The organism is Pseudomonas sp. P7759 (assembly GCF_013386445.1).
GTDB lineage: Bacteria > Pseudomonadota > Gammaproteobacteria > Pseudomonadales > Pseudomonadaceae > Aquipseudomonas > Aquipseudomonas azotoformans_A.
In genome coordinates, this window is the sequence record NZ_JACART010000016.1 from 82,070 (window position 1) to 95,513 (window position 13,444).

General features: G+C 61.8%; 9 protein-coding genes. 2 read left to right on the forward strand and 7 right to left on the reverse strand.

The genetic code is table 11. The annotated features are described in order from the left end of the window. Positions 1 to 18: 18 nt before the first annotated feature. The 7 genes from HX823_RS15095 to HX823_RS15125 all read right to left on the reverse strand — a co-directional run bounded on the left by HX823_RS15095 (position 19) and on the right by HX823_RS15125 (position 11,031). Positions 19 to 1,548, reverse strand: coding sequence for a DHA2 family efflux MFS transporter permease subunit (locus tag HX823_RS15095; RefSeq protein ID WP_038849489.1), 1,530 nt, complete (start codon positions 1,546 to 1,548; stop codon positions 19 to 21). Then, the gene (locus HX823_RS15100) at positions 1,548 to 2,747 is read right to left on the reverse strand and encodes an efflux RND transporter periplasmic adaptor subunit (protein ID WP_038849492.1); all 1,200 of its coding nucleotides are present in this window, start codon (positions 2,745 to 2,747) and stop codon (positions 1,548 to 1,550) included. The genes HX823_RS15095 and HX823_RS15100 overlap by 1 nt, the downstream gene beginning before the upstream one ends. 15 nt (positions 2,748 to 2,762) lie before the next feature. Continuing rightward, on the reverse strand, positions 2,763 to 4,211 hold the full coding sequence (locus HX823_RS15105) for an efflux transporter outer membrane subunit (RefSeq protein ID WP_177075324.1): 1,449 nt from the start codon (positions 4,209 to 4,211) through the stop codon (positions 2,763 to 2,765). Continuing rightward, positions 4,208 to 4,681 carry a MarR family winged helix-turn-helix transcriptional regulator gene (locus HX823_RS15110; protein WP_016977433.1) on the reverse strand — a complete coding sequence of 158 codons (474 nt, stop codon included), beginning with the start codon at positions 4,679 to 4,681 and terminating at the stop codon, positions 4,208 to 4,210. Before HX823_RS15110 ends, HX823_RS15105 begins: the two co-directional genes overlap by 4 nt. Positions 4,682 to 4,917: 236 nt before the next feature. Further along, positions 4,918 to 8,589 carry a translocation/assembly module TamB domain-containing protein gene (locus HX823_RS15115; protein ID WP_177075325.1) on the reverse strand — a complete coding sequence of 1,224 codons (3,672 nt, stop codon included), beginning with the start codon at positions 8,587 to 8,589 and terminating at the stop codon, positions 4,918 to 4,920. Beyond that, complete coding sequence (locus tag HX823_RS15120) at positions 8,589 to 10,316, reverse strand: autotransporter assembly complex family protein (protein WP_177075326.1); 1,728 nt, start codon at positions 10,314 to 10,316, stop codon at positions 8,589 to 8,591. Before HX823_RS15120 ends, HX823_RS15115 begins: the two co-directional genes overlap by 1 nt. 64 nt (positions 10,317 to 10,380) lie before the next feature. After that, positions 10,381 to 11,031: an N-acetyltransferase gene (locus tag HX823_RS15125; protein ID WP_016977423.1), complete on the reverse strand. Its 651-nt coding sequence runs from the start codon at positions 11,029 to 11,031 to the stop codon at positions 10,381 to 10,383. Between the two features lie 169 nt (positions 11,032 to 11,200). On the opposite strand from HX823_RS15125, the gene xthA reads away from it, so the two are divergent. Together xthA and HX823_RS15135 are read left to right on the forward strand one after the other, a co-directional pair. Beyond that, positions 11,201 to 12,013, forward strand: coding sequence for an exodeoxyribonuclease III (gene xthA / locus HX823_RS15130; RefSeq protein ID WP_016977422.1), 813 nt, complete (start codon positions 11,201 to 11,203; stop codon positions 12,011 to 12,013). Positions 12,014 to 12,108: 95 nt separating this feature from the next. Continuing rightward, a complete protein-coding gene (locus tag HX823_RS15135) occupies positions 12,109 to 13,440 on the forward strand; it encodes a substrate-binding domain-containing protein (RefSeq protein ID WP_177075327.1) in 1,332 nt (443 codons plus the stop codon). The last annotated feature ends 4 nt before the right edge of the window (positions 13,441 to 13,444 follow it).

The window sequence follows — 13,444 nt, forward strand, 5'->3', positions numbered from 1 at the left end:
GCAGGGTTAACCTCCCAGTTAGTGGCCGGAAGCTGCTGGCCCCGCTTTCGCGGTAAACGGCGGCTTCGCCAACCACACCAGCAACATCAACCCCATGAACATCCACCCCAGCAACGTGAAGTAGTCCACGGTGGACATCATGTACGCCTGGCTGGTGAGAATCTGATCCAGCTGCGTGTAGGCCTTCTGCCCTGCCCCGCCCAGTGCCTGCAAGGCATCGCGGGTGGCGGAGTCGTAGGTGGTCATGTTTTCGCTCATGTAAGCATGGTGCTGGTCCGCCCGGCGGATCCAGATCCAGGTGGTCAGCGACGCCGCAAAACTACCGCCCAATGTCCGCAGGAAGGTGGCCAGGCCAGCGCCATCGGCAATCTGGTGCGGCGGCAGGTCGGACATCAGGATGCTCAGGGTCGGCATGAAGAACAGCGCCACGCCAATGCCCATGAACAGCTGCACCAGGGCGATGTGCTGGAAGTCCACTTCATTGGTGAAGCCGGCGCGCATGAAGCAGCTCAGGCCAATCGCCAGGAACGCCAGGCCCGCCAGCAGGCGCAGGTCGAACTTGTGCGCGTACTTGCCCACGAACGGCGACATCAACACCGGCAGAATCCCGATCGGTGCTACCGCCAACCCCGCCCAGGTGGCGGTGTAGCCCATCTGGGTCTGCAGCCATTGCGGCAGGATCAGGTTGATCCCGAAGAAGCCCGCGTAACCCAGGATCAGCACAATGGTGCCGATGCGGAAGTTGCGGTAGGCGAACAGCTTCAGGTTGACCACCGGGTGTTTGTCGGTGAGTTCCCAGATGATGAACACCGCCAGGGCAATCACCGAAATCGCCGCACCGATGATGATGAAGTTGGATTCGAACCAGTCCAGGTCATTGCCTTTGTCGAGGATGATCTGCAACGCGCCGACGCCGACGATGAGGCTCAACAACCCCACGTAGTCCATCGGCTGATGGCTGGTGACCACGGGGCGTTTCTTCAGTTGGGAACGCACCACCATCACCGCAAAAATGCCGATCGGTACGTTGATGAAGAAGATCCACGGCCAGCTGTAGCTGTCTGTAATCCAGCCGCCGAGGATCGGCCCGGCAATCGGTGCCACCACCGTGACCATCGCGAGCAACGCCAGGGCCATGCCACGCCTCGCTGGGGGATAGACCGCGATCAGCAGGGTCTGGGTCATCGGGTACAACGGCCCGGCGACTAAGCCTTGCAGCACCCGAAAGCCGATCAGCTCGGGCATCGAGGTGGAAATACCGCAGAGGAACGAAGCCAGCACAAACAGGATGGTCGCCCACAGGAACAGCTTCACCTCGCCAAAGCGGCGGCTCAGCCAGCCGGTCAGCGGCAAGGCAATCGCGTTGCTCACCGCAAACGAGGTGATGACCCAGGTGCCCTGCTCCGAACTCACGCCAAGGTTGCCGGAAATGGTCGGCAACGCCACGTTGGCGATGGTGGTGTCGAGCACCTGCATAAAGGTCGCCAGCGACAGGCCAATAGTGGCCATCAACAGGCTGGGTGGCGTGAAGGAGGCGTTATTGCTCATCAGCGTTGCACAGCCTTGGGCGCGGCGAGGCTGTTGTCATGGATCAACTGGGTGATCATGGCGTCGGCTTCAGCCAGTTGGCGGTCATACACGTTGGTGGTGAACGACGCTTTCTGCGGCGCCTGTTGCGCCAGGACCGGGCCGCTCTGGTCGTGCAAATCGACGTTGACCAGGGTGCTCAAGCCCACGCGCAGCGGGTGCTTGGCCAGCTCATCGGCGTTGATATGGATGCGCACCGGCACCCGTTGCACGATCTTGATCCAGTTACCGGTGGCGTTCTGTGCCGGCAGCAGGGCAAATGCGCTGCCCGTGCCCGCACCGAGGCTGTCGATGGTGCCGCTGAATTTCACGTCGCTGCCGTAGATGTCCGACTCAATGTCCACCGGCTGGCCGATACGCATGTCGCGCAGCTGGGTTTCCTTGAAGTTGGCGTCGATCCACAGCTGGTTCAGCGGGATCACCGCCATCAACGCGGTGCCCGGTTGCACACGCTGGCCCAGTTGCACGGTGCGCTTGGCCACGTACCCGGTGACCGGTGCAATCAAGGTGCTGCGCGCATTGGTCAGGTAGGCCTGGCGCAATTGCGCGGCGGCGGCCTGCACGTCCGGATGGGACGAGATCACGGTGTCATCCACCAATGCGTTGGTGGTTTTCAGTTGCTGCTCAAGGTTGGTCAGCGCGTTTTTCGCCGCGGTCAGGCTGTCACGGGCGTGGGACAGTTCTTCCTGGGAAATCGCCCCGCCCTGGGCCAGGGTTTTACGACGGTTGAAGTTGTCCTGGGCGGTTTGCACATCGGCTTTCTGTGCGTTGACCTGGGCTTTCATACCGTCGACGTTGCTGTACAGGCCGCGTACCTGGCGCACGGTGCGGGCCAGGTTGGCCTGGGCACTTTGCAGGCCGACGGCGGCGTCGTTCGGGTCGAAGTTGACCAGCACCTGGCCTTCGTGGACCAAGTCGCCATCGTCGGCGCCGATGCTGACCACGGTGCCGGTGACCAGCGGGGTGATTTCCACCACGTTGCCATTCACATAGGCATCGTCGGTGCTCTCGTTGAAGCGGCCGTAGAGTTCGTACCAGCCCCACACGCCCACCACCGCCAGGATGACGATCAGCGCCAGGCCGATCAGCATCACTTTGCGTTTGCGCGGGTTGTTGTCCTGGGGTTGTTCAGTTGCGTGGGTGTTTTCGGCAGTGGCCATGACAAATACCTCAAATTATTCCGAGCGGGCGGGGGTGGTCGCGGCCATGTTCCTGGCGTCGTATCCGCCACCCAGGGCCTGCATCAATTGAATCGACAGATCGATCTGCGCGGCATTCAGCGTCGCCAGCTGACGCTGGGCCTGCAGCAATTGCTGCTCGATGCTGAGCACATCCAGGTAGTTGCCGATGCCGGAGCTGTAGCGCTGCACACCGGTGTCGTAGGACTGCTGGGCAATGTCCGCGGCATGTTGCTGGGCCTGGATCTGCCGGCCGGTGTCGCGCAGTTGTGAAAGGGTGTTGCCGATATCGCCCAGGGCTTGCACCAGGGTCTTGTTGTACTGCGCCACCGCCAGGTCGTAGTCGGCGTCACGGGCATCGAGGTCGGCGCGCAGGCGACCGCCGTCAAAGATCGGCAGCGAGATCGTCGGCGCAATATTGAAGAAGCGGCTGGCCGAACCGAACATCGCATCCCCCAGCAACGACTCGGCCCCGGCGCTCGCGCTCAGGTTGAGGTTGGGGTAGAAGCGGGTCTTGCTCGCATCGATATTCTTGCCGGCTGCTTCGACGCGCCAGCGCGCGGCGATCAGGTCTGGGCGACGGCCCAGCAGCTCGGCGGGCAGCACCGAGGGCACGGCGACAGCGCTGGGTTTCAGCACATTGGGCCGAGCCAGTTCACTGCCACGGTCCGGGCCTTTGCCGAGCAACACTGCCAGGGCGATCTTGGCGCTTTGCAGCTGTTTTTCCGCGTCGATCAGTTGCGACTGCGAGCTGGCTTCCAGGCTTTCGGTCTGCTGGTACTGATAGTGGCTGTCGATGCCCGAGTTCAGGCGGCGCTGGCCCAGGTCAAGCATCTGCCGGGTGCGCTTGAGGTCGTCGTTGGCCAAGTCCCGCACGATATGGGCCTGGCCCAGATCGCTGTAGGCCTTGGCTACGTTCGCGGCCAGGGTCAGGCGCGCGGCCTGTTGATCGACCTGGGCGGCACGCGCTTCGCCCAACGCCGCTTCCCAGGCGGCCCGCTGGCCACCCCAGAGGTCGAAGTTGTAGTTGAAGCTGGCGCCGATGTTGCGCACGGTGGAATAGGCATCGCCTTCGCCCCGTGGGTCCTGGTCTTTGGCCAGGCGCGAGCGTGTCACACCGGCGCTGGCATCCAGGGTCGGCATGCGCTCGGCGTTGGCGGCATAGGCAGCGGCTTCAGCCTGATGGGCAAGCGCGCTGGCGACTTGCATGTCAGGGCTGTTTTGCAGGGCTTCCTGGATCAGGCCGTCAAGCTGTGGGTCGCCCAGGCTTTTCCACCAATCGGCGCTGGGCCAGGCCGCGCTCGACAGGGTCACGCCGCTCAACGTCTTGCCGGTTTGCAGGGTGCCAGCGTCGAGCCGTTTGCCTTGGGTATCGAGGCCGCTGTAGTTGGCGCAACCGGCCATGCTCATGGCCACCAGCACCAGGCTAAGTGCGCGTCTGTTCATTCATTACCTACCCGCTGGATGACGATGGCGTCACCGGCAGCTACCAGAATTTTCTTGAGAATCCGTTCCAGGGTCTGCAACTCGCCGGGCTCCAGGGCGCCGGCCAGTTCGTTCATCGACTGCGCGCCGATGTGCGGCAACATGTCCGCCAGGCGCTGGCCGTCTTCGGTGAGCACCAGCCGCACCTGGCGCCGGTCCTGCTCGGAACGCTGGCGCGCCAGCAGACCCTTCTGTTCCAGGCGGTCGAGCATGCGGGTCATGGAGCCGCTGTCCAGGGACAGGTTGCGGCACAGCTCCGCCGGGGTGTCGACGTCGAACTGGGCAATGATGATCAACACCTTGAACTGCGCGGCGGTTACACCGTGCGGCTCCATATGGGTGTCGATAATGCGGTCCTTGAGCAGCGCCGCCCGGCCCAGAAGCAAGCCAAGATGACAGTTGCGAAAACTGTCAGGAGTGAAGTGAGACATCGGAAGTCACCTTATTACTGCCTAGGCAGTGAATGTATGACAAGATGTTACTGCTTAGGCAGCGAATGTCAAATGGAATTATTAGCTTGCTTGGTAATTGCGCGATGAGCGGTTTTGAATCCAAGCAAATGTGGGAGCGGGCTTGCTCGCGAATGCGGTGTGTCAGTCAAGGAATTTATGACTGATGTACCGCATTCGCGAGCAAGCCCGCTCCTACATTTTTTACCGAGTAAGGTTTAGAAATCGCGTTTGTAGAAGATATCCAGGGAACTGGCCACCCCACTGGCCACTTCCAGATACACCTTCTTGCTCAACAAGTAGCGCAAGGCGATCGTACTGGCCGGTTCGAACACCCCTACCCCATACCGCAGGCTTAGTTTCTCGGTGATCTTGCCGCTGGCCACCACGGCGGTGTTGTTGCCGCTGCCCTGGGTGTCGAGTTCGAAGTCCTGGATACCCAGGTTCTTCGCCAGGTCCGACGTCACCCCGGCGCTGCCCATCAAACCCAAGCCCAACGCGGCCTGGGCCAACATGTTGTTATCTTCACCGGTGGTGCTCAGCGGACGCCCCAGCACCAGGTACGACAGCGCCTGCTCCTGGCTCATGGCCGGCTCCGAGAAGATCTGCGTAGTGGGCTGTTCGGCGCTGCCGCTCAGGCGGATACCGGCGATCACATCGTCGGTCTTGCGGATCGCTTCAATGTCCAGGTACGGCTGGTCCAACGGCCCGGCAAACAGCAACCGCGCACGGCGCACATCCAGCTTCTGGCCGTAGGCGCGGTAACGCCCATCGTTGAGCCACAGCTCGCCACGGGTGTCCATGTTGTCACCGATATGCACCTGGCCCTGCACCTTGGCGGTGAGGCCGAAGCCTGAGAAGTTGAGCTTGTCTTCACCCACCACCACGTCGATGTCCATGGCCATCGCCATCGGCGGCTTGCCCTCCTCGGTCTGGCTGCCGATGATCACGGTGTCATCCGAGACCTTGACGGTGGACGGCGGCAGTTCGCGTACGGTGATATCGCCGCGCGGAATGTGCACTTTGCCAGCGATGGCCAGCTTGTCGTTCTTCAGGCTGATTTTCAGGTCGGGCGCCACTTCCAGCACGGCGTAGGGTTCCACCGTGACCGGCAGTTGCGAGCCTTGCAGGCTGAGGTCCACCGCCAGCGCCTGGCCCCAGTCGATCTGGCCCTTGAGGCTACCCTGCCCGGCCTTGCCACTGCGCCAGCCACCGTTGAGTTGCACGCTTTCACCGGCGATCAGCGCCTGCACGTTCAAACCTTCCAGGCTGATCGGCAGTTCCGGACCGGAAATCTCGCCGCCCACCAGGTTCACGTTGCCGTTGACCTGGGGTGCCAACAGGCCACCGGAGATGCGCCCGTTGCCATTGAGCTTGCCGCTGAGGGTTTCCACCATCGGCACAAACGGCCGCGCCACGGCGAGATCGAGGCCGACCAGGCTGAAGTTGCCGGTGATCGGCTTGTTCTTCGGCAGCGGGTTGATCTGCGCCTGCACCATCAATTCGCCAAGCTTGCCGCCACGGAAATTCAGCTGCGTGTCGATACGCTTGGGATTGAGGGTGGTTTCCAACTTGAACGTGTCGTAGGGGAAGTCCAGCCATTGGTCCTTGTCCTTCACGCGCAAAGTGCCACCACTGGCATCCACCGCGACCACGCCTTTAGGGCCGCTGTCGGGCAGGTCCAGTTGCAAGTCGGCGTTGAGCTTGCCCTGCCAGGCGAAATCCTTGGGCAAAAACGCCGCCAGGCTGTCGATGGGGAATTGCTTGAGGTGGTAACGCAGCTTTGGCTCAGGCATCAGGCGCTGGTCTTCGCCGCACAGGCTGGCCGGGCCGGACACCCAGCAGTGCGCAGCAAATGTCAGCTTGCCATCGGCCATGCGTTCGATCTTCGCCGGAGCTTGCAGCTTCCAGTCCTGGCCACCGGCTTGGACATCGCCACTGGCCAGGCGCCCGCGCCAGTTGCCTTTGTCGAGGTTGCCGTCCAACGCCAGGGCGAGCTTGACCAGCGGCCCGGCCAGGTCCAGTTGGACCTTCTGGTTCTTGACATCGCCCTGGGCGCTGGCGGTCAGGGTGCCCACCTGAGTGTCGCCGGATTGAATGCCGCTGCCTTTCAGGTCGATCTTGGCGCGCTGGGCACTGTCGAGGTTGGCGTCGAGGGTGAGGTTTTGCAGGCGGTTGTCGGCAAATGCCAGTTGCTGGCCCTTGAGAGCGAGCTTGCCCTGGGGGGCGTTGAGGCTGCCGGCCACGTCGAGTCGACCGTTGACCTGCCCGCGCAATTGCGGCCAGAGCTGGGCCAGGCGCGCCAGCTTGATATCGATCTGCCCGGCCAGGCGCTGTTGCAGGCTGCCGCTGCCATTGATGCGGTTGTCTCCCAGGCGGATATCCAGGTTGGCCAGCGTCCACTGCTCGCCCGCGCCTTGCGCCTTGACCGCCAACACAGCGGTTTGCCCACGCAGGCGGCCCTTGAGGTCGAGGTCGGCGTTCAGCTTGAGTTGCTCGTGCTTGAACTCGCCCTTGCTACGTAGTGGCCCGGCCAGGGTGCCCGGCAGTTCTGCGACCCAATACGCCGGGTTCAGTGCCGACAGGTCCAGCTCGGTGTCCCAGGCAATGCCGTCGGCGAATTGCAGGTTCAGGTGGCCTTCGGCCTTGCCTTGGCCGGCGGTGAGTTTGAGTTCTGGCAGGAAGATTTGCTTGAGGTCGCCACTGAATGGCGTGACCACATTGAACTTGCCCGCCGGGCCGTCGAGGTCGGCCTTGAGGTTGCCCAAGTAGTTGCCGTCCTTGTAGGAAATCTCACCATTGAAAGTACGCAGCGCGACTTGCGGCTCGTCGATCACTGGGTAGAGGCGATGCCAAGGGAAGTCCAGCCAGTCAATCTTGGCGTCGGCGCTGAAGCCCTGTTGCCAATCCAATTGGGCCGTCAGCTTGAGGCTTTGTTTGTCACCGGCATTCAGGTCCAGGCCGGCGATCTGCGCGCCCTTGGCGTCGACCCGACCTTGCAGCAGCAAGTCCACCGGACCTTTTTCCGCAGGCAGCACGGCCTTGCCCAGCAGTTGGTAGCCGCGGCTCAAGTCGCCTTTGGCGGTGAGGTCAAGCTGGTTGAGTTGCAGGGTGTCGGGCAGATCGGCGCTGGGTTTGAAACCGTCTGCGGTGATGTGCACCTGGGCTGGAAGGTTTTCCGCAAGGGGTTGCAGTTTGCCGGTGAGCTTGGCTGGTAGGTAGCCCGTACTGTCGGCGTCGAGTTTGAGGGTTTTGAGCAGGTCGCCATCAACCTTGAGCGCCACCTTCCACGCTGCGCCGCCCGGTGCGTAGGGCAGGCTCAGGTTACCGGTGACGCTCAATGGCCAGTCGCCGGTGGGTTGCAGCAGGCCGGCGAGGTCCAGCACCAGGTCATCCCGTTGCAGGTGTACCGAGTCGATCTGCATGCCGGCCGCCGTCCAATGCGCCGCGAGTTGAAGCCCCTTGAGTTCTTCGCTGCCATTAAACAGAAGGCTACCAACGCGAACGTCGCCCAGCTGGATGGCTAGCGGCAGTTTCAAATCCGGCAGTTGGATCGGACCGCTGCTTTCTTCGGTGCTCGGTGGAAATTGCAGGCTGACCTGTTCCACATCCAGTTGATTGATGCACAGTGTCATGCGCAACAGGCATGCTGGCGACCAATCAAAGGTGGGGGCCTTGAGTTCGACGCGGCTGCTGTCCTGCTGCCACAACAAATGGTCGGCGCTCCATTGGCCACCCAGATGCCCCTGGAAATTTTCTACCGTCAAACCCGGTACACGGCCCAACGCCCAGCGGCTGCCCGCCTGGGTGCCGAGCACCGTCCACAGTGCCAACAACAGCACGGCAAGGATGGCCACCACGGCCAGCCCCGCTATTTTCACACCACGCATCACAGCTCAGGCCCCATGGAAAAGTGCAATCGAATGCCGCCCGGATCTTCGAGGGCATGGGCCAGGTCGAGGCGGATCGGGCCGACCGGCGAAACCCAGCGGATACCCACACCGACGCCGGTTTTGAGGCTGGGCATTTCCAGGGTATTGAATGAGTTGCCCTGGTCGATAAAGGTTGCGATCCGCCATTTCTCGGCGATGGAGTATTGATACTCAGCGCTCAGGGCCACCATGTAACGGCCACCAATGCGATCACCGCGGTCGTTCTCGGGCGACAGCGTCTGGTACTCGTAGCCCCGCACACTCTGATCACCACCGGCAAAGAAGCGCAGCGACGGCGGCACCGATTTGTAACCGTTGGTGGCACTGCCGCCCACCTGGGCGCGGGCCAGGAAACGGTGGTTGTCCCACAAGGTGGTCAGGCCTTTGACCATGGCCGTGCCATAAAGCAGGTTGGTATCGGAACCCAGGCCTTCTTTGGCGACCTTGGTGTCGAATTGCAGGCGGTAGCCGTTGTGGGGGTCGATGCGGTTATCACTGCGCAGGTAGGAATAGCTGACGCCCGGCATCACCAGGTTACTCAGGCCTGAGTCATTGCCCAAACGGTATTCTTCGCGCTGGTACTTGAGCGAAATCACCCGGGTCCAGCCGCTGGGCAACTTGCTGTGCCATTCAGGGCCGAGAGTCAGCAATTTACTGACCGTATCAGTGTTGGCGATTTCTTCGTTCTGGTAGCCACCCGCAAAACGTAGCTTATCGGTGAGCGGCGGATCGAGCGGGATGTCGTACCACAGGCCGACGTTCTGTCGGGGCGCCGACAGCTCGGCTTCCCAGCCATAACTGTGGCCCTGGGGGTTGACCCAGTGACGGGTCCAGTTGGCTTTGCCGCGCGGGCCGACGTCGGTTGAAAACCCCAGGCCAAGCCCCATGGTGCGCGGCTTGCGGGTCTCCAGGCGCACGGCCACGGGAATGATGTCATTGGTCGAAGCGGCCGGTGCTGCGTCCACGCGCACACCTTCGAAAAAACCACTGCCTTGCAGGTTCTGGTTGAGTTCGGCGATCAGTTCGGAGTCGTAGGGCGTGCCGCTTTTGAACGGCACCATGCGTTGCAGCAGGTCTTCGTCAAATGGCGTATCGCCAGCAAAGCTGACTTTGCCAAGGGTGTAGCGCGGGCCGCTGTCGTAGATGAGTTCGATATCGGCGACGCCAGCTTGCGGGTCGACCGCGAGTTTCTGGCTGGTGAAGCGCCCGCTGAAAAAGCCGTAGCGTGAGGCCTGGTTCTGGATCAGACGCTTGGCGTCTTCGTAATGGCCGTGATTGAGCACGGCGCCGGATTTGAGGTCGTTGCTGACGGGCACGCGAAAGGCCTTGAGGTCGGCGGCCTGGCCGTCGACCCGAATGGTCACGTTACGCAAATACACCGGCTCGCCGGGGTCGATGGTGAGGATCAGGCGCGGGTTCTTGCCGCCCTTCACGTCACTCTCGATCTGTGGTTGATAGAAGCCTAGGGCCTGGGCAGCTTTGCGCGCCTGCTCCTCGGCGCCACGGCTGAACCGCAGCAAGGCCTCTTCATCACGATCGCCCACCCCGCCGATATAGCCTTCGATGTTGGCTTTCAACGCGTCGTTTAAGGGTTTGATCCGCACGTCCAGTTCGCTTTGCGCCAAGGCGCCGCAGCTTGTGAACAGCAGAATCAAGCCGCTGGTAAATCTTCCTGGAAACTTCATAGGCGCGGATGCTACACGACCTGGGGAGCCTCTTTGAACTCGGAAATGTCTGAATAATTCTGTACTAAGCCGTTGCAGCATGTAACGACTGGGGATTGGGGTGAAAAAACACATGCTCCAGGACAGGTCCTACAGCGACTTCACCGATTTCCTCATAGCCCTGACGCTTATAGAACTCCAGATAGCGTGAGTTGCCCGTGTCCAGCACCACGCCAGACGAATGCGGGTCTTCGGCGCACCAGTTGTGCACGGCCTCCAGCAACTGCTCGCCGTAGTGTTTGCCCTGGAATTGCGGGTGAATGCCCAGCAACGGCAGCACATGCACCGACTCACTGGGCAGGCACGCCAGCACGGCGTGATGGTAGTCGAGGTAACGTCGCGTACCGCGCACGCCCGTGCTCAACCACATGCGCAGTTGCCAGGCCCAGCTTTCGGTAATCCCCAGGCGCCGCTGCGGTGGCGCGATCAAAGCGATGCCGATCAGCCGGTCGTTGACGAACAGACCAATGGCCGGCAGTTTCTGAAAGAAGTGCTGCTTGACCAGCTCACGCACGGTGGCGCGTACCCGCTGTTCATAGCCAGGACGCTCGGCTTCGAAGATGTAGGCAAACGTCGGCTCATGCCGATAAGCCTGGTACAGCAAGGAACGGGCTTCGCGGGAATAGCCGCTGTTGAGCAGGCGAATTTCAGCAGTTGCAGTTGAAGTGTCCGGCATACCGTCAATCTCCCTGGGCGCGGCTCAAAAGGCAGCGTTCTTATGGGTACGAACCTACACAGCATCAGTCGTTCCCAGACATTAGCAGTGCAACTGCCCTACCGCCACGCTGGCCCCCGTCCGACTTGTCCGCTAGCATCGCCCTTTTGCCAGGACTGGACTGCCGACCATGAAAATCGTCTCCTTCAATATCAACGGGCTGCGCGCCCGCCCTCATCAGCTGGCGGCGCTGATTGAAAAGCACCAGCCCGACGTGATCGGCCTGCAAGAAACCAAGGTCCACGATGACCAGTTCCCACTGGCCGAAGTACAGGCCCTTGGCTATCACGTGTACTACCACGGCCAAAAAGGTCACTACGGTGTGGCCCTGCTCTCGCGCCAGCCGGCGTTGAGCCTGCACAAAGGCTTCGCCAGCGACGAAGAAGACGCCCAGCGCCGGTTTATCTGGGGCACCTTCGCCGATGAGAACGGCCAACCGGTCACCATCATGAACGGTTACTTCCCCCAGGGCGAAAGCCGCGACCACCCCACCAAGTTTCCGGCCAAACAGCGCTTCTACGAAGACCTGCAACAGTTGCTGGAAAGCCAGTTCAGCAATGACCAGGCGCTGGTGGTGATGGGCGACATCAACATTTCCCCGGAAGACATCGATATCGGCATCGGTGCCGACAACGCCAAGCGCTGGCTCAAGACCGGCAAATGCAGCTTCCTGCCGGAAGAACGCGAGTGGATGGCCCGCCTGAAGAACTGGGGTCTGGTGGACAGCTTCCGTCACCTCAACCCAGAGGTTGCAGACCGCTTCAGCTGGTTCGACTACCGCAGCCGTGGCTTTGAGGACGAACCCAAGCGTGGCCTGCGCATCGACGTGATCCTGGCCTCCAACGGCCTGCTGTCGCGGGTCAAGGATGCCGGGGTGGACTACGAATTACGCGGCCTGGAAAAGCCGTCGGACCATGCGCCGATCTGGCTGGAACTGAGCTGATCCCCTGACGGGGCCGAACCCTCGGCCCCGTCATATTTATGCAACCTGCCTGACTTATTCTCGCGGCACTCCCTTTGGCTTGAGAAGGTGCCGGCATGAGGCTGCGCGTTCTGTTCCTGCTGGTGCTGTTTCCCCTCGTCGCTGTGTCCGCTCCCCTCCCGGTTCCTGATCAAGGTCCTGCCTTGCGTATCCAAGGCTCCAATACCATTGGCGCAGCGCTTGGCCCGGCATTGGTCAAGGGCTTGATGGAGCATCAGGGGTTGCTGGCGGTGCACAGCGAACCGGCCGAGGGTGCCAATGAACAGCGCGTGATCGGCAAGACGCGCCAAGGCAAGACGGTGATCATCGAAGTCGCCGCGCATGGCTCCAGCACGGGGTTCAGTGCACTGAAAAAAACCACAGCCGACCTGGCGGCCTCGTCACGTCCGATCAAGGACAGCGAACTGGTCGACCTCGAACCCCTTGGCGACCTGAAAAGCCCCGAAGCCGAACAGGTGATCGCCATCGATGGCCTGGCCATCATCCTCCACCCGCAAAATCCGCTGAACACCCTGAATACCGAGCAACTGGCGCAGATCTTCAATGGCGAAGTCAGCACCTGGGAGGCGCTGGGTGGCGTCGGCGGGCCGATTCATCTGTATGCGCGAGATGACCAATCCGGCACCTACGACACCTTCAAGGAACTGGTACTGCGCCTGCGTGGCAAGCCGCTCGCGCCGGGCGCCAAGCGTTTCGAGTCCAGCGAGCAATTGTCCGACGCGGTGAGCCAGGATCCCCAGGGCATTGGCTTTATCGGCCTGCCCTACGTCCGCCAGGCCAAGGCGGTGGCAATTGTGGATGGCGACTCGCAACCCATGTTGCCGTTGAACAGCCTGATTGCGACCGAGGATTATCCACTGTCACGTCGGCTGTTCTTTTACTGGCCGCCATCGAGTCGCAATCCCTGGGCCAAGGCGTTGGTGGACTTCAGCCAGAGCAGCAAAGGCCAGGCAATCGTGGCCGCCAATGGCTTTATCGCCCAGCAGGTGCAGGCGATGGCCGTGGAGCCACGTACGTCGATGCCTGCGGACTATCAAACGATTGCGCGGGATGCCCAGCGCCTGACGGTGAATTTTCGTTTCGAGGAAGGCAGCGCCAGCCTGGACAACAAGGCCCGCCAGGATTTGCAGCGGGTGGTGGCGTACCTCAAAAGCCACAACAAGCTGGACAAGCAGGTGACGCTGGTGGGCTTTGGTGATGCCAAGAACGATCCGCAGCGGGCAGCGTTGCTGTCAAAGTTGCGGGCAATGGCGGTGCGCCGGGAATTGGTCAAGAACGGCGTGGTGCTGCGCGATATCCGCGGGTTTGGCGCGCAGATGCCGGTGGCGGCGAATACGGCGGATGAAGGGCGGATCAAGAATCGGCGGGTGGAGGTTTGGGTATATTGAATAC

What these genes read in the sequence shown, in the direction of transcription:
- HX823_RS15095 (WP_038849489.1), bottom strand. Translation starts at nt 1,548, where the DNA reads ATGAGCAATAACGCCTCCTTCACGCCACCCAGCCTGTTGATGGCCACT.
- HX823_RS15100 (WP_038849492.1), bottom strand. Translation starts at nt 2,747, where the DNA reads ATGGCCACTGCCGAAAACACCCACGCAACTGAACAACCCCAGGACAAC.
- HX823_RS15105 (WP_177075324.1), bottom strand. Translation starts at nt 4,211, where the DNA reads ATGAACAGACGCGCACTTAGCCTGGTGCTGGTGGCCATGAGCATGGCC.
- HX823_RS15110 (WP_016977433.1), bottom strand. Translation starts at nt 4,681, where the DNA reads ATGTCTCACTTCACTCCTGACAGTTTTCGCAACTGTCATCTTGGCTTG.
- HX823_RS15115 (WP_177075325.1), bottom strand. Translation starts at nt 8,589, where the DNA reads ATGCGTGGTGTGAAAATAGCGGGGCTGGCCGTGGTGGCCATCCTTGCC.
- HX823_RS15120 (WP_177075326.1), bottom strand. Translation starts at nt 10,316, where the DNA reads ATGAAGTTTCCAGGAAGATTTACCAGCGGCTTGATTCTGCTGTTCACA.
- HX823_RS15125 (WP_016977423.1), bottom strand. Translation starts at nt 11,031, where the DNA reads ATGCCGGACACTTCAACTGCAACTGCTGAAATTCGCCTGCTCAACAGC.
- xthA (WP_016977422.1), top strand. Translation starts at nt 11,201, where the DNA reads ATGAAAATCGTCTCCTTCAATATCAACGGGCTGCGCGCCCGCCCTCAT.
- HX823_RS15135 (WP_177075327.1), top strand. Translation starts at nt 12,109, where the DNA reads ATGAGGCTGCGCGTTCTGTTCCTGCTGGTGCTGTTTCCCCTCGTCGCT.